Source organism: Microvirga sp. P5_D2, assembly GCF_054049475.1.
Map to the genome: position 1 here is coordinate 1 of NZ_JBFUMH010000128.1, position 15,464 is coordinate 15,464.

Below are 15,464 nucleotides of genomic sequence, written 5' to 3' on the forward strand. Positions count from 1 at the left end.
CTGCCCCTCCCCGCAAGGGGGAGGGAAGCCCGCGTTTCATCCTGCGCACGATCCCGGATCGGCTGCACCGTCCGGGATGACCACCCTGTAGAGAGACACCCTCTCCCGTCATCACCGGCCCTGTGCCGGTGATCCCGATGGATGAACCGCCGCGCTCGTCCGATCGGAACGGCCGGGACAAGCCCGGCCATCGCGGCGAGGGAGACACGATTCTCCTCGTCCTTGCGCGAAGGCCCATGCCTTTCTGGCCAGCCCCTCAAAACGAAAAAGCCGCCCCGAAGGGCGGCTGATTTCTTTCGCGGTAAAAGCCGGCTTAGCCGCGCGTGGAACGGCGCTTGCGGCGCTGCTGGCCGAGGCCCATTTCCTTCGCGAGTTCGGAACGAGCCTTGGCATAGTTCGGGGCGACCATCGGATAATCGACCGGCAGTGCCCACTTTTCGCGATACTGCTCGGGGGTCATGTTGTACTGCGTGCGCAGGTGGCGCTTCAGCGACTTGAACTTCTTTCCGTCTTCCAAGCAGACGATGTAATCCGGAGTAACCGACTTCTTCACGGGAACGGCGGGCTTGGGAGCCTCGACCGGAGCCTCGACGGTGCCGCCGCCGACGCGCAGAAGCGCGCCATGGACTTCGTTGATCAGAGTCGGCAGGTCGCTGGACGGAACAGAATTATTGCTCACATAGGCCGACACGATGTCCGCAGCCAGCTCAATGTAGTTTGATGCAGCGATATTGTCGCTCATTTTGATTTTCTTCCTTTCCGGTCCGCAAGAGCAGCTCAAAAGCTATTCAGTGCACCTTTTGAGCAGTCATCGCTGAAGCAATGCTTGCCCCGTTCTTGAACCGCACTGTACATGCACAGAAATCGCGCTTATCGGTTCACGTATGTCAATTTTGACGGGAAGACAAGATGTTCGAAGGGAAAACTTTGGAGAACTTCACATCAACTTTCCGTTTGCAATAAACCCAGGTTTAACCAACGTGAAGCGCGAATCTGTGACGTTACCGTGAACCATTGAATTCGCATCATTTTGGCCAGAAGAAACAGCTAAAGTGACGATTTTGCGAAGGCATTGAACTTCATAAGGGATTTTTCGGCCCAAACCTCCTTCGAACCTAGAATGGGAAATCCGAGTTATCTGTGCATAATCGGCCCTGCACCCCGACTCCCTCCGGATGGTTTCATGAAGCTCGAGCGCCTGCCTTCCAGTCCCCTGCCCGCTGCTCCGGTCACCCCTGCACGACCCCACGTCTTCGAGGTCCACGGCGCGCAGATTCGGGATGATTATGCCTGGCTCAAGGCGCAAAACTGGAAAGAGGTGCTCAAAAACCCCGCCGCCCTCGACCCGGCCATCCGTACCTGCCTCGAACAAGAGAACGCCTATACGGCCTCGGCTTTCGCGGGCACCGAGGAGTTCCAGGCCCGTCTCGTCGCCGAGATGCGCGGGCGGATCAAGGAGGACGATTCCTCCGTGCCTCAGCCGGACGGCCCCTTCGCCTATTTCACCCGCTACCGGGAGGGGGGCCAGCACCCCCTCGTCTGCCGCCAGCCCCGCGAGGGCGGGGCTGAGACGATCATGCTGGACGGGGACAAGGAGGCCGAAGGCCACGCCTTCTTCGATCTCGGTGGGGCCGATCACTCGCCGGATCATCGGCTTCTCGCCTGGGGGGCCGACGTCAAAGGCTCTGAATACTTCACGATCAAGGTCAGGGACCTTCAGACCGGTCACGAACTCTCCGATGAGGTGACTCAAACCTCGGGCGGCGTCGTGTGGCTCAACGACAGCGCCACCTTCTATTATGTGGAGCTCGACGAGAACCACCGTCCCGTCCGGGTGCGCCGCCACCGGATCGGCACCGCGGCCGCCGAGGACGAGGTGATTTACGAGGAGAAGGACCCCGGCTTCTTCGTGAAGCTCGGCGTGACCCAATCCGACGCCTTCGTGCTGATCGAGGCGAGCGACCACGAGACCTCGGAAGTCTGGCTGCTCGACAGGAACGATTCCTCCGCCATCCCGCGTCTCGTGGAGGCCCGCACGCCCCAGCTGCAATACGATGTGGAGCACCACGGCGAGAACCTGATCCTCCTCACCAACGCCGACGGGGCCGAGGATTTCAAGATCATGATCGCCCCGGTGGCCTCCCCCGGCCGCGCCCATTGGAAGGACCTGGTGCCCTACCGGCCGGGCATCATGATCTTGTCCGTGGTGGCGCTCGCCCGCTACATGGTGCGGCTGGAGCGGGAAAATGCCAGCCCCCGTGTGGTCATGCGCGAGATCGCGACCGGCCGGGAATCGACCATCGCTTTCGACGAGGAGGCCTATTCGCTGGGCTTCACTCCTGGCTATGAATTCGACACGGATGAGATCCGCTACCATTACTCGTCAATGACGACGCCGAGCGAGGTGACGGATTACAACCTGCGCACCGGGGAGCGGACTCTCCGCAAGCGCCAGGAGGTGCCGAGCGGTCACAATCCCGCCGATTACGTCACCCGCCGCCTCTTCGCCACCGCACCGGACGGGGAGCAGGTGCCGATCTCGATCCTGCACCGGAAGGATGTCACCCTCGACGGCAGCGCGCCATGCCTGCTCTACGGCTACGGCTCCTACGGCATGTCCATGCCGGCGCGGTTCTCCACCGGCATTCTCTCCCTGGTCGACAGAGGTTTCGTCTATGCCATCGCCCATATCCGCGGCGGCACGGAGAAGGGCTGGCGCTGGTATCTCGACGGCAAGCGCGAAAAGAAGACCAACACCTTCAAGGATTTTATCGCCTCGGGCGAGGCGCTCGTGAAGGCGGGCTATACCTCGCGCGGGCGCATTGTTGCCCATGGCGGCAGCGCGGGCGGCATGCTCATGGGGGCAGTCGCCAACATGGCGCCGGACCTGTTCGCAGGCATCATCGCCGAGGTGCCGTTCGTGGACGTGCTCAACACGATGCTCGACGCGGAGCTGCCCCTCACCCCGCCGGAATGGCCTGAATGGGGCAACCCGGCGGCGGACGAGGCTGCCTTCCGTACCATTTTGTCCTACTCGCCCTATGATAACATTAAGCCGCAAGCCTACCCGGCGATTCTGGCTCTTGCAGGTCTCACCGATCCCCGAGTGACTTATTGGGAGCCGGCGAAGTGGGTGGCGCGGCTTCGGGCGACCATGACGGGCGGCGGCCCGATCCTGCTGCGGCTCAACATGGACGCAGGCCATGGCGGCGCGGCGGGGCGTTTCGACCGATTGGAGGAGGTGGCCCTGGCCTATGCCTTTGCCATCAAGAGCATCAATGGGTTTCAGGGCTGAAGGCCTTTGAGAGTACGTCTCGATGACCAAACGCGGTAGTGTACCGATTGCGGAAGATGTCGTTCCTCTCAACAAGGAGGACAAGCCGCGTAAAAGCGACCAGCAGCGCGTTGCCGAACTCGAACAGCAGCTGCGCGACATGGACCAGACGCTGCGCCTGAGCAACGGCAAGCTTCGGATGGCGCTCGACATCGGCAAGCTCGGTTCTTGGGAACGCGACATCGCATCCGGCGCCATGACGGGAACGCCGAACTTCAAGGCCAATCTCGGGCTCCCCCTGGACGCCACCCTCACCTACGACGACTTCCAGGGGATGTTTCATCCTGGTGACGTAGAACGCATCAACCAGGCGATTTCCTATGCGTTGCGGACGAAAACGGACTTCCAAATCGAGCATCGCGTGATGCGCCCCGATGGCCGCGTTGGGCGTGTCCTGATGCGGGGCGGCGCCGTTTATGAAGACGACAAGCCCGTGCGTCTGATGGGCGTGATGCAGGATGTGGCGGATCGCGAAAGGGCAAGAGAAGAGGCCAACCGTGCCCAGCGTCGTCAGGAATTCCTGCTGGATCTCAACGACCAGATCGGTAACTTCGACGATCCCGCTCAGATCATGGAGATTGCTGCGGGGAATCTCGCTAAATTTCTTAATGTCGACTACGCAGGCTTCAGCGAGGTTTTCGAAGATCAAGGCCTTACTGTTGTGATCATGCAATGGTCGAAGAGCATTATCAGCGACGAAGGATTTGTTGAGCCGATTGATAACCTGCCAAAGGATATCAAGGATATTTCATCAGGAAAAACTATCATCATCAACGACACGAAGACTGATCCGAGAGTGAGCGACCCGCATATGCAGGAGATGTATGCGACAGCCAATCAGACCAGGACGAATGTCAACGCTCCGATCATGAGGAATGGCAAGCTGATTGCATTCACCCATCTTGGATCTTCGCAGCCTCGTGTGTGGACGGGTGACGAGATCGCTCTCATTGAGGATGTGGCGGAACGCACCTGGGTTGCGGTTGAAAAGGCCAGAGCCCAGCGACAGCTGCGCGAAACCGAAGCACGCTTCAACATCATTGCCGAGTCCCTGCCGGCGCTCGTGTGGATCCTCAATCCCAATACGGAGCTTACCTACACAAACGAGCGTTGGGTGAAGTATTCAGGGCTCTCGCCGGATGAAGCGTTAGGCCATAGCTGGACACGCGCCATCCATCCCGAGGATTGGGAGCGGATGACCGAAGAGCTCAAGGACGTCGTGAGCAATCATACGCCCTACGCGACCGAGGCCCGCTACCGCTCGGCCGAAGGCGAATACCGCTGGCACCTCATTCAAGGCGAGCCGGCCTACGGCGCCGATGGCGAGTTCAAGGGCTGGGTCGGCACCAGCGTCGACATCCACGACCTCAAGGTGACGGAAGAAGCGCTTCGCAACAGCGAGCAGCAGCTGCGCCTCGCCCTCCAGGCCGCCCGGATGGGCGATTGGCGCCTCGACTACCTCACGGATGACGTCGCCCTCTCCGACCGGGCCTGCGAGATCTTCGGCCTCCCTCACGGCTCGCCGTTTACGCGAACGCAGCTGCGTGACGCCACGCATCCTGCCGATCTTCCTCGCGTCCTGTCCGCACTCGACAAGGCGATCCAGGCCCGCACGCTCTTCAACATCGAATTCCGCATCAGGCGTTTCAGCGACAAGGTGCAGGTGTGGGTCGCAGCGCAGGGTCAGGGCACCTACGATCCCGACGGCACGCGCTCGGGCATGGCCGGCGTGATCCAGGACATCACCGACCGCAAGCATGCCGAGGAGCGCCAGCAGCTGCTGATCCGCGAGCTGCACCACCGCGTCAAGAACACGCTCGCCACCGTGCAGGCCATCGTCGGCTCGACGGCGCGCACCGCCAACAGCATCGACGAGTTCTACCAGGGCTTCGTCGGCCGCATCGTCTCTCTCGCCCGCACACACAACCTGCTCACCGAGGACCTGTGGCAGAAGGCGGCGCTGGAAGAACTCGTGCAGACGGAGCTCGGGCCGTACGAGGACGAGGCGCGCAACCGCATCATCGTCGAGGGGCCGCATCTCGAGCTGCCCTCGGAGGCTGCGGTGCCGATCGGCATGGCGATCCATGAGCTGACCACCAACGCCGCCAAGCACGGTGCGCTCTCCACCTTCGGCGGGCAGGTCGAGGTGCGCTGGCGCATCGAGCCGGGGGCGGAGCGGCCGATGCTGCATTTCTCGTGGCGCGAGAACGGCGGCCCGCGGGTGACCTCGCCGGCACGCCAGGGCTTCGGCTCGCGGCTGCTGCAGCGGGTGCTGACGACGCAGCTGCAGGCGCAGGTGCACATGGATTTTCAGGAGGACGGCCTGAACTTCACCATGGTGATGCCCATCCCCGGCGACCCACCCCTCTTCAATCCGGACAAGTAGGTTGCCATGCTGCTAAGCGCGCAACGATCCCAGTTCATCGTCGTCGATGTGCAGGCGCGTCTCATGCCTGCGATTGCGGATGCGGATCAGGTTCTCGCCAATGCGGGCATTCTGCTCAAAGCCGCGGGCAGGCTTGGCGTGCCTGTGACCGTGACGGAGCAATATCCCAAAGGTCTCGGCACGACGGTGGAATCCGTGCTGGAAGCGCTGCCTCCCGAGGCTGTCGTTTTCTCCAAGACCACGTTCTCCGCTGCCGGCGATGCGGCGATTGCGGAACGCATTGCTGCTTTGCGTGGCGAGGGACGCGATCAGCTCGTGATCTGCGGCGCGGAGGCTCATGTCTGCGTGTTGCAGACCGCGCTCGCGTTCAGGAATGCGGGCTTCAACATCTTCGTCGTCGCGGACGCGGTTTCGAGCCGCTCACAGCACAGCGTGAATGCAGCCTGCGCGCGATTGCTCCACGCAGGCTGTCACTGGGTCACGACGGAGATGGTTGTGTTCGAATGGATGGAGCGGGCCGCGACGGATGATTTCCGCGCCCTGTCGCCCCTGATCAAGTAACGGCGGTCCCGCTGCCCTCGCCGCCCGAGGCGATGAAGGCTTTCAACTCGTCGAGAGACTGGAAGTGGAAGATGCCGCTCGGCGTCTGCGCCTCGATGGAGCCGTCCGAGAACATCACGTAGGTGTTGTCGCCGGAATTGTAGGTGCCGATGATCGTGGCCGAACGGGGCTCCGCCGGGGCCTGTTCTTCCTCTGCGGGAACGGGCTCGTCAGCAACAGCTTCCTCGACAGGTTCGGGCTCGCGCTCGGGTTCTGCAACCGGAGCGGGCTCCGTCACGATATCGAGAATATCGTCGCGCTCTTCCTCAACGCGCTTCTCCTCGACCGGCTTTTCCGTTTCTTCGACAAAGAGGCTCTCGTCCACGGCCGAGGTGCGGGATTCCTCGTAAGTGTCGCGCAGCCTGTCGCCGAGGAGGAAATCGGGCACCTTCACCTCGGATGTGTCCTCATCGGAAGCCGAAGCGTCAGGGGCTGTTCTGGGCGGGAACGGCATGAAGGGCTCGATGGGCCGCGACGGCGCAGGCTCTTTGGGGTATTTCGCGACTTCGACAGCCTCGGTCTTCGTCTCGTCATCGAAGAGCGGCAGGTCCTTCTTGTCCTCAATCGGCTCCTTGGCCTCGCCGCGGCCGAACATCTCGCCGGCGAGCAATCCGCCCGAGAGCGCAGCCATGGACATTCCGGTTGGGCCGACAGGCGCCTCGACGGCAGCTTCCTCATCGAGGCTGAGTTGCAGGCGGGCGATTTCCGATTGGATCTGGGAAAGCTTGGACACCACAGCCGTGACGCCAAGTAATAGCGCGCCGCTCGCGGCAGAAATGCTGCCGGCGATCACCATCGTCCAGCCACGTTCTATCAGAACAATGTCCCACCCGAAGAAAGCGGACAGTAATCCGCCGAGGATCATCGCAAAAGCGAGGGCCATAAGAGCGATGATCATGTCATCTCCATCATACGCAAACCATATTTTTCCAAGGCAAAGCTATGCCTCTATAGGCGAAAGGCAACCCGCTGGAAAGCTTGAGCAGAAAAAAGTCCGCAGCTTGGCCGTTGCTCTTGGGCACTCGGCGCTTTAACTAAGCCTCAGGTCGCTCAATCTGAAGGAGACGCCGATGTCGTTCACCCTGCCCGAACTGCCTTATGCTTACGATGCGCTGCAGCCGTACATGTCGAAGGAAACCCTCGAGTTTCACCACGACAAGCACCACGCTGCTTATGTCAACACCGGCAACAACCTGCTGAAAGGCACGGAATTCGAAGGCAAGAGCGTCGAGGAGGTCGTGAAAGCCTCTTACGGCAAGAACCAGGCCCTCTTCAACAATGCGGGCCAGCATTACAACCACATCCACTTCTGGAAGTGGATGAAGCCCAATGGTGGCGGTGCGCTTCCCGGCAAGCTCGAGAAGAAGATCGTCGAAGATCTCGGCTCCGTCGAGAAGTTCAAGGAAGACTTCATCCAGGCGGGCGTCGGCCAGTTCGGCTCCGGCTGGGCCTGGCTTGCCGTGAAAGATGGCAAGCTCGCGATCATGAAGACCCCCAACGGCGAGAACCCGCTCGTCCACGGCGCAGAGCCGATCCTCGGCGTCGACGTGTGGGAGCACTCCTATTACATCGACTACCGCAACCGCCGTCCCGATTACCTCAAGGCGTTCCTGGAAAACCTCGTGAACTGGGAACACGTCGAGGAAATGTTCGAAACCGCAACGAAATAAAGCGGCATCGATATAAGTTCAGGCGGGCCTCTTCGGAGGCCCGTTTTGTTTTGGGGGACGCTGGTGTCATTCCCGGCCGGAGAGTCGGCGGAGGGAATGACGAGGGGGGCCTCTCAAACGATTCCCGGAACGAGCATAATGCCCCGCTCCTCCAGCAATGTGCCGAAGGCGTCGGACCTCAGATACTCAAGCTCCTTCACCCGGCTCTCGATGGCGGGATCGAGTCCGCGCAGTTCATCGTCCACATAGCCCGGATGGCACATCACAACTGGCGCTGGCCCCAGTGTGGAGAAAGCCGTCGCAAAAATGCGTTCCGGTGAAACCGAGAGATCGAACGGGGCAAATCCTGAAAACCCGTCATTCGTGCGAAAGCCCGATGCCCTCGCCTTCGCGGCGAAGCCGGACGCGAGGGCATTCACGATCAGCGCCTTGCCCCGCCCGACCGGGCGGCGAAGGATCGAGGAAAGCCTGTCACGGGGATCGCGGAGCCAAAGACGACTGGCATATCCCCGCTCCTCCAGCAAACGCATGAGCGCCTGCCGCACGACCGGCAGCACATGGACATGCTGGTGGCCATCGACGAAGGTCGGGGCCACGCCAAAGCCATCCTCGAACGCATCGAGCTGACGTCGGATCTCCTGTGCGACTTCCTCTTGAGGAAGCGCGCCTCTCAACGCCTTCCCCAAAATCTCACCCAGGGCCGGAAAAGTGCCCGATGGAGCCACATGCGGCATTTGCCCCAACGGCACTCCAGTCGTGAGGTTGAGATGCAGGCCGATCCCGATCCGCTCCTTCAGGGGCGGCAGCTCGGCAGCGTTCCGCTTCCAGCCAGGCATATTCGTCATGGCCCCGGTGGCGGAAAGGCGGCCCATTTGGGCCAATTCCACGATGCCTCGGCTTACGCCGTCGCTGAGGCCGAAATCGTCGGCGCAAAGAACGACGTTACGGAAAGGTCTCATTCAACTCACCAAATCAGCTTTGCCGCACGCTAAAGCTCTTGAGGAAAGTTGCAAACTCGGCTCTTGATGCCCTCGACAACAAAGGGTTTTGTCCGTGGCGTCGCCGAAATTGAGTGTGATCATCCCGGTTCATAACGAGAGCGCCAGCATCGCGCCCCTGCGCGCGCGCCTGGTGCCGGTGCTGGACGGGATCGGCCTGTCCTGGGAGGTCATCTTCGTCGATGACGGGAGCCGCGACGATACCCTGGAGATCGTCAGGCGCGTGAGCCGCGAGGATCCCCGCTTCGGGGCCGTTTCCTTCAGCCGCAATTTCGGCAAGGAGATCGCCATCGCCGCCGGCCTCGACCATGCCAGGGGCGACGCGGTGGTGATCATGGATGCCGACCTCCAGCACCCGCCGGAGATGATCGAGGCCTTCGTCGCGCGCTGGCAGGAGGGCTACGACATGGTCTACGGCCAGCGCACCGACCGCTCGGACGAGACGCGGGTCAAGCGCGGCTTCGCCCATCTGTTCTACCGCCTCTTCTCGCGCTTCGGCGAAATCAGCCTGCCGGAAGGCGCGGGCGATTTCCGGCTCATCGACCGCCGTGGCGTCGATGTTCTGCGGACGTTGGGCGAGAAGGCCCGGTTCTCGAAGGGCCTTTATGCCTGGATCGGCTTCAAGGGCACGGGCGTGCCTTTCGTGGTCGAGGAGCGCCGGTACGGCGCCTCCAAATGGAGCTTCCGCACACTCTTCCGCTTCGCCTTCGACGGCATCGCCGCGTTCTCGACGGTGCCCCTGCGCATCTGGACCTATCTCGGCTTCCTGATTTCGTTCCTGTCGATCACAGCCGCCATCTTCTTCATGATCAGGACGATGCTTTTCGGCACCGACCTGCCGGGCTTCCCGAGCCTGATCGTGTCGATCATGTTTTTCTCCGGCATCCAGCTCATGTCGCTCGGCATCATCGGCGAATATGTGGGCCGCATTTTCGCCGAGGTGAAGCGGCGTCCGCTCTATGTGGTCGCGGAGCGCATCGGCAACGCAGCGGAGGTCTCGACCGGCCTCGTTCCCGACAACTACCCTCTGCGCCGGGCCTGATCCATGTTCAGAAAAATTCTTTCCGTCGGCGGCTGGACGCTGCTGTCGCGCCTGACCGGCTTCGCGCGGGACGTGGTGATCGCCGCCGTCATGGGCGTCGGGCCGATCGCGGACGCGTTCTTCGTCGCGTTCCGCATTCCCAACCATTTCCGCGCCATCTTCGGCGAAGGCGCGTTCAACAACGCCTTCCTTCCCACCTATGCGCAGGTGCTCGAAGCGGACGGAGAAAAGGCTGCCAAATCCTTCGCCGGGCGCATCACGACATTGATGCTGATCGTGCAGATCGCGCTGCTCATCGTGGCTTTCCTCGCCATGCCTGGCATCGTCAGGCTTCTGGCTCCGGGCTTTGCGGAGGATCCCGCGAAATTCGATCTCGCCGTCTCGCTGACACGCATCACGTTTCCCTATCTCCTGCTGATCACGGTCGTCACGATCTATTCGGCCATCCTGAATGCGCATGACCGGTTCTGGGCCGCAGCGGCTGCGCCCGTTCTTCTGAACGTAGCGATGATTGCGGCGCTCGCTGTCGTGTTCCTGTTCCCGAATGCAGGCTATGCCGCCGCCTGGGGTGTGACGATCTCCGGCATCTTGCAGCTCATGCTTGTGTGGTGGGATACGCGAAAGCTCGTCGCATCTCCCACCATCGAACGTCCGCGCATGGACCGGCCGATGAAGACTTTCTTCAAGGCTCTCGGCCCTGCCGTGATCGGCTCCGCTGGCGTGCAGCTTGCCATCTTCGCGGATACGATCATCGCCTCGTTCCTGCCGACCGGCGCTGTCTCCTCGCTCTATTATGCCGACCGGCTTTATCAGCTTCCTCTCGGCGTGATCGGCATCGCCGCAGGCACTGTGCTTCTGCCCGAGATGAGCCGCCGGATCGCCGCCGGCGACGCCGCAAGCGCCTATGCCGCGCAAAACCGCACCATCGGTCTGACGCTGGCTCTCGCCGCGCCCTTCTTCGTGGCGTTCATGACGATGCCGGACCTCATCATGTCCGCCCTCTTCCAGCGCGGCGCCTTTAGCGCCGAAGCGGCGCAGCGCGCGGGCGCGGTGCTCGCCGCATACGGCTTTGGCCTCCCCGCCGCAGTGCTGATCCGCTCCGCGGTCTCCAGCTTCTATGCCCGCTCCGATACCGCAACACCGCTGATCGCCTCGCTCACGGCGGTTGGCGTCAACATCGTCTTGAAGATCATGCTCATGGGAACCTACGGTGTGGTGGGTCTCGCGATCGGCACGGCCATCGGCGTGTGGGTCAACCTGATCCTGCTCTTCGTGCTCGCCTATCGCCGTGGATGGACCGCGCCGAACCGTGCACTCGGCAGGACCACCCTTGTCGTCACTGCTGCGAGCCTGCTTCTCGCGGCCTTCGCCTGGTTCGCACCGACGCCCGTAGCAGGTTGGACCGCGTCTCTTCCAGTGTGGCGCAACGAGATCACGCTCGGCATTCTCGGCGCCATCGGCGCGCTGATCTATGGCGGCGTTCTGCTTGCGGGCATGAAGGCGATGGGGATCAGGCTCGCGCGGCGCTGACCGGCGCGAACGTAAAAAGCTCCCGCTCCGCCGCGATGCCGCGCAGTCGGTGATGGCCGAGGGAGCGAACGGGAACCGGGCTCGACGCCGCAACGCTCCCTGACATGATGACCGAGCTATCGAGGATGCCGCAGAGCGCCTCCATACGGCTCGTCTCATTCACGGCGGGTCCGATGACCGTGAAGTCGAGGCGTCCCGCCGCTCCGATATTGCCGTAGAACACGTCTCCGCAATGGAGAGCGATGTCGAGGCTGAGCGGTGTCTCCTCCAATCGGTTGACGGCGTCGTTGCGTTCCAGCGCCGCCTGCGCCGCGCGGATGGCGGCGGCGCAGGCCTGCTCCTGCGAGCGTTCTTCCGTGATCGCGAAGGCCGCGAGCAATCCATCGCCCATGAACTTGAGCACCTCGCCGCCCTCCTCCGCCACGGGATCGGCCATGGCTTCGAGATGCCGGTCGAGCCGGGCGATCAGGTCCATGCCGGCGGTGTCGGCGAGCGTCGTGAAACCCCGCAGATCGGAAAAGAGCAGAGCGGCCTTGATGGTGGTGCCGAACCCGCGCCGGATTTCGCCGCTGAGAACACGCCGCCCGGCGGAGAACCCGACATACGTATCCAGCATCCCCACCGTGAGGTCGAGCAGGGTCATGCGATAGGCAGCCAACCCCATGAGCGGCAGGAGCATATCGATGCGCGCGATCTCATCCGGCAGAAAGCCTTCGGGACGGTGGGTTGACAATGCGAAGGCAACGCCGCGCAGGTCCGGCGCGCTCGCATTGTCGAAGCTGAAAAGGCGCGCAAGGTAATCCACCCCGCCTGCCTGCCGGACATCCTCGAAGACGCCGAACCTTTGCGCATCGGGGCCATCGACCCTCCAATAGGCGCGCTCCTCGTCCATACGCATCATATGCGCGAAGGGGCTAAGCTCGAAGGCCTCCGCATTGCGCTCATGGGAGACGCCCTCGACCATCATGCCGCCCGTCCGGGTCCAGGCATGGGTATAGGCGCGGATCGTCGGATTGACGGTCGGCAGGGCGATATAGGCCCGGGCCAGGGGCACGCCTTCCGCAGTCAGCCTTTCGACGAAGCCTGAGAGCAGCGAGACCATGTCGGGTCCGCGCAGCCCCTGTTCGACAATCCAGTCTTCGAGATTCGCCATGGTCATCACACCCGCGGCATGAGGCCTCGATTCGGCTTCTCTGACAAGGTTTGGCGGCGTCAGCGGCTCGCATGCCGGGTCGTGCCGCCCGTTCCCGCGATCTCCGTCAGAAGCTTGCGCCTTGTAGCCAATGCGAAAGGCCGCGTCTCATCCGCGATCTCCACGAAGGCGCCCGCGCCCCCGATGACGTTCTGCCCGTAATAATCCTCGAGCGGCATGCCGCCCGGCCCGCCTGGGCGGCCGCTGCCGGGGCGACGGATGGCGAGCGCGTTGATCGTGAAGCCTTTGGCCAGGGCATCTGCCCGCGCGCTTTCGAGCGAGCGCCCGTTCATGTTGGGTCCGTCGCCCGACACGTCGATTACCTTGCGGGTGCCGTCATGGGCGTTGTTCTCGACAAGCTTCACCGAAAAGTCGATGGCGTTGGAAATCGAGTTGTAGCCGCTGGCGCCCCGTGGCGCGCTCATCAGCTTGTCGGCGAACACTCTTGCGCTCGCCTCGTCGCGGATCACGTGCCAATCCACGATGAGCACCTGGGAGCTCGGCCCGCCCCATTCCATATACGCCACCGCGATGGCGCCCATGGGCCCGTCCCCGATGCCTGCAAGGACTTCCTGGCTCGTGAGCGCATCCGCCCAGCCCTTGCGCTGGAGGCGCAGCTCGTCGCTGTCGATGGACCCCGACCCATCCGCCGCGAAGACAAGTTCGAGATCGACGGATTCCGCCCGCGCGACTGCCGTCAGAAGGCTTAAAGCGAGAAGGCTTGTCAGGATCAGGCGCATCGCGGGCTCCAGCTTGCGCACAATGCTGGAGGCATTTAGGGCATTATGAAGGAGAGATAGCCCTACCGGCCGATCACAAGTTTGTAGAGGCCCCCTGTTGTCATTCCGGGACGCGCTCCATCCTGTGCGCGATCCCGGATCGGCTGACGCCGTCCGGGATGACAATGCACGGCATGGGCCGGTCWGAACCGGCCCATGCAGAAGTCCACGCTAAATTAGCGGGCCTTCAGGAGATCGGAGACCTCCAGCAGGACGAATTCGTTGTCGTCCTGCTTGTTCGGCTCGCGGCTGGAAGAGAACGGCAGGTTGTTGTCGTTACCGACGATGATGTGCCTGTCGTCGACAAGGTCCACGTTCTCGATGGTGAAGAACGGGAAGGTCAGCACCGTATCGTTGAGGGGCTTGCGTGCTTTCTTGTTCGGATCGGCGATCTGCATCAGGTCGATATAGCCGATCTTGCGCACAGGGCCGTTCACATTGGCATCCGACAGCTCAATTTTGACGATGCGCTTGAACTTCGCCACATCCTGGAAGCAGTCGGGACGCTTCACACCCTGAGGACAGGCCTTGTCGGCTGTGCCTTCGCCGTTGTCGCGCTCGATGATGAGGCCGGTCGTGCCGTCGATCATGTTGAAGTCGCCGATGGCGAGACCGTTCTGTTCGAGCACATATTTCCAGTGACGGCCGGTCCACTTCTCGTTGGCCACATCGAATTCGAGGATGCGCAGATATTCACGGCCGTCGACGGACTCCCACTGCTTCTTCTCGGCATCCCAGACCGGGCCTTCGAGAAGAGCATAGAGGAACTTGCCGTCTTTCGAGGCAGCCATGCCCTCATAACCCTTGGACCGGCGCACGTTGAAGTTCACCGGGCCAGTCGGCACGGCGGGCGTCGTCACGGCATAATGATCCGGGGAACGGGCGGGCTTGCCGTCGATCATTGTCTCGAACACAGCCTCGACCTTGCCGGAGCGGTCGGCCTTGATCAGGAAGGGACCAAATTCCTCCGCAATCCAGATCTTGTCGCCGATGAGCTGGAAGCTCTCGAGATCGAAATCGGAACCCGTCAGATACCGCTCCTCTGTAGCTTCGTTGGCGATGCGGAACGGAATTTTCTTGTCCGGGTCGTGCAGGAAAGTGGTCTCCAGACGCTCCACCGAACCGTTTGCCCAATCCATCCGGTAGCGGTTGAGATAGAGCATGGAATCAGGCGACGTCGCCCTCGAACCGAAGCCGTTGTCGGTCAGAACCCAGAAGGTTCCGTCGCCCATGGATTTGATGCCGGAATGACCCTGGAGCGGCTGCCCCTTGAAGGGCAGCTTGACGCCGGTCGGGCGGTCACCCGAGGTGCCCTCGACGGTGCCGAGAGCCTCGACGCGCTTGCCTGTGGTGAACTTGCCCGAAACCTTGAGATCGGCGGGGGCGTCCGCGGGAGCCTCGACCAGGCTCTGCGCCGGCAGCACCGCATGGCCGGCGAGAACGGCGGGAAATTGCTGCTGAGCGACAGCCTGGGTCGCGAGCAAAATCGTGAGCGGCAGGGCCGCAAGTAGACGAACAGACATCGTAATCCTCTCGATGTTTCCTCAAGCGAGGAATCTCTTGAAGAAGCACGATGTCTGCCCGTTAACAGATCGGTGACAGCTCTGTAACGCTAGAGAACTTCAGATCAAGCCGCTTTGCTGCCAACCTTGCCATGGGCGAAGGCCCAGTAGAGTTCGCGGGCACGGCGATACAGCGGACCCGGCTGGAGGTCGCGGCTGTCGATGCGAAGGACCGGCATGACCTTGGAATAATTGCCGGAGATGAAGATCTCATCGGCATTCGCGAAATCGTCGTAGCTCAGCGTCCCCTCGACCACCGTGACGCCGTCGTCGCGCAGGAGCTGGATCACGCGCTGGCGGGTGATGCCATTGAGGAATGTGCCGTTCGGGAACGGCGTATAGACCACGCCGCCCTTGGCCATGAACACGTT

Annotated in this window: 13 protein-coding genes; 6 read left to right on the forward strand and 7 right to left on the reverse strand. The window is 62.2% G+C overall.

Annotated elements, in window-relative coordinates; genetic code table 11:
* Positions 1–313: 313 nt before the first annotated feature.
* Positions 314–742, reverse strand: a complete 429-nt coding sequence (locus tag ACXJKO_RS23305; protein ID WP_457093459.1) for a MucR family transcriptional regulator — start codon at positions 740–742, stop codon at positions 314–316.
* Between the two features lie 441 nt (positions 743–1,183).
* On the opposite strand from ACXJKO_RS23305, the gene ACXJKO_RS23310 reads away from it, so the two are divergent.
* From ACXJKO_RS23310 to ACXJKO_RS23320, 3 genes are read left to right on the forward strand one after another with little or no spacing between them, the layout of a single operon-like run.
* Complete coding sequence (locus ACXJKO_RS23310; RefSeq protein ID WP_457093460.1) at positions 1,184–3,295, forward strand: S9 family peptidase; 2,112 nt, start codon at positions 1,184–1,186, stop codon at positions 3,293–3,295.
* A gap of 22 nt (positions 3,296–3,317) precedes the next feature.
* Positions 3,318–5,720, forward strand: a complete 2,403-nt coding sequence (locus ACXJKO_RS23315; RefSeq protein ID WP_457093461.1) for a PAS domain-containing protein — start codon at positions 3,318–3,320, stop codon at positions 5,718–5,720.
* A 6-nt stretch (positions 5,721–5,726) separates the two neighbouring features.
* The gene (locus tag ACXJKO_RS23320) at positions 5,727–6,281 is read left to right on the forward strand and encodes a hydrolase (RefSeq protein WP_457093462.1); all 555 of its coding nucleotides are present in this window, start codon (positions 5,727–5,729) and stop codon (positions 6,279–6,281) included.
* Here ACXJKO_RS23320 and ACXJKO_RS23325 read toward each other — a convergent pair.
* Positions 6,274–7,218 carry a hypothetical protein gene (locus tag ACXJKO_RS23325; protein WP_457093463.1) on the reverse strand — a complete coding sequence of 315 codons (945 nt, stop codon included), beginning with the start codon at positions 7,216–7,218 and terminating at the stop codon, positions 6,274–6,276. The genes ACXJKO_RS23320 and ACXJKO_RS23325 overlap by 8 nt on opposite strands.
* Before the next feature lie 172 nt (positions 7,219–7,390).
* On the opposite strand from ACXJKO_RS23325, the gene ACXJKO_RS23330 reads away from it, so the two are divergent.
* Entirely contained in the window at positions 7,391–7,990 is a 600-nt protein-coding gene (locus ACXJKO_RS23330) for a superoxide dismutase (RefSeq protein WP_457093464.1), read from the forward strand.
* Positions 7,991–8,103: 113 nt separating this feature from the next.
* On the opposite strand, the gene ACXJKO_RS23335 is transcribed toward ACXJKO_RS23330, so the two are convergent.
* Complete coding sequence (locus tag ACXJKO_RS23335) at positions 8,104–8,949, reverse strand: ChbG/HpnK family deacetylase (protein WP_457093465.1); 846 nt, start codon at positions 8,947–8,949, stop codon at positions 8,104–8,106.
* 94 nt (positions 8,950–9,043) lie between these two features.
* Here ACXJKO_RS23335 and ACXJKO_RS23340 point away from each other — a divergent pair, with 94 nt between their 5' ends.
* On the forward strand, positions 9,044–10,030 hold the full coding sequence (locus ACXJKO_RS23340) for a glycosyltransferase family 2 protein (protein ID WP_457093466.1): 987 nt from the start codon (positions 9,044–9,046) through the stop codon (positions 10,028–10,030).
* A gap of 3 nt (positions 10,031–10,033) precedes the next feature.
* Positions 10,034–11,560, forward strand: coding sequence for a murein biosynthesis integral membrane protein MurJ (murJ, locus tag ACXJKO_RS23345; RefSeq protein WP_457093467.1), 1,527 nt, complete (start codon positions 10,034–10,036; stop codon positions 11,558–11,560).
* Here the strand turns inward: murJ and ACXJKO_RS23350 are convergent.
* From ACXJKO_RS23350 to ACXJKO_RS23365, 4 genes are all read right to left on the reverse strand, one after another.
* Positions 11,541–12,713, reverse strand: coding sequence for an adenylate/guanylate cyclase domain-containing protein (locus tag ACXJKO_RS23350; RefSeq protein WP_457093468.1), 1,173 nt, complete (start codon positions 12,711–12,713; stop codon positions 11,541–11,543). The two genes, murJ and ACXJKO_RS23350, sit on opposite strands and share 20 nt — an antisense overlap.
* Before the next feature lie 59 nt (positions 12,714–12,772).
* Positions 12,773–13,492, reverse strand: a complete 720-nt coding sequence (locus ACXJKO_RS23355; RefSeq protein WP_457093469.1) for a DUF1194 domain-containing protein — start codon at positions 13,490–13,492, stop codon at positions 12,773–12,775.
* A gap of 215 nt (positions 13,493–13,707) precedes the next feature.
* Entirely contained in the window at positions 13,708–15,054 is a 1,347-nt protein-coding gene (locus tag ACXJKO_RS23360; RefSeq protein ID WP_457093470.1) for an esterase-like activity of phytase family protein, read from the reverse strand.
* Positions 15,055–15,158: 104 nt separating this feature from the next.
* A partial coding sequence (locus ACXJKO_RS23365) for an aminotransferase class IV (protein WP_457093471.1) occupies positions 15,159–15,464 on the reverse strand: 306 nt, incomplete at its 5' end.

Excerpts from the sequence above, each read along its gene's own strand:
- ACXJKO_RS23315 (WP_457093461.1), top strand. The coding sequence starts at position 3,318 with ATGACCAAACGCGGTAGTGTACCGATTGCGGAAGATGTCGTTCCTCTC.
- ACXJKO_RS23350 (WP_457093468.1), bottom strand. The coding sequence starts at position 12,713 with ATGGCGAATCTCGAAGACTGGATTGTCGAACAGGGGCTGCGCGGACCC.
- ACXJKO_RS23325 (WP_457093463.1), bottom strand. The coding sequence starts at position 7,218 with ATGATCATCGCTCTTATGGCCCTCGCTTTTGCGATGATCCTCGGCGGA.
- murJ (WP_457093467.1), top strand. The coding sequence starts at position 10,034 with ATGTTCAGAAAAATTCTTTCCGTCGGCGGCTGGACGCTGCTGTCGCGC.
- ACXJKO_RS23305 (WP_457093459.1), bottom strand. The coding sequence starts at position 742 with ATGAGCGACAATATCGCTGCATCAAACTACATTGAGCTGGCTGCGGAC.
- ACXJKO_RS23310 (WP_457093460.1), top strand. The coding sequence starts at position 1,184 with ATGAAGCTCGAGCGCCTGCCTTCCAGTCCCCTGCCCGCTGCTCCGGTC.
- ACXJKO_RS23360 (WP_457093470.1), bottom strand. The coding sequence starts at position 15,054 with ATGTCTGTTCGTCTACTTGCGGCCCTGCCGCTCACGATTTTGCTCGCG.
- ACXJKO_RS23330 (WP_457093464.1), top strand. The coding sequence starts at position 7,391 with ATGTCGTTCACCCTGCCCGAACTGCCTTATGCTTACGATGCGCTGCAG.
- ACXJKO_RS23355 (WP_457093469.1), bottom strand. The coding sequence starts at position 13,492 with ATGCGCCTGATCCTGACAAGCCTTCTCGCTTTAAGCCTTCTGACGGCA.
- ACXJKO_RS23335 (WP_457093465.1), bottom strand. The coding sequence starts at position 8,949 with ATGAGACCTTTCCGTAACGTCGTTCTTTGCGCCGACGATTTCGGCCTC.
- ACXJKO_RS23320 (WP_457093462.1), top strand. The coding sequence starts at position 5,727 with ATGCTGCTAAGCGCGCAACGATCCCAGTTCATCGTCGTCGATGTGCAG.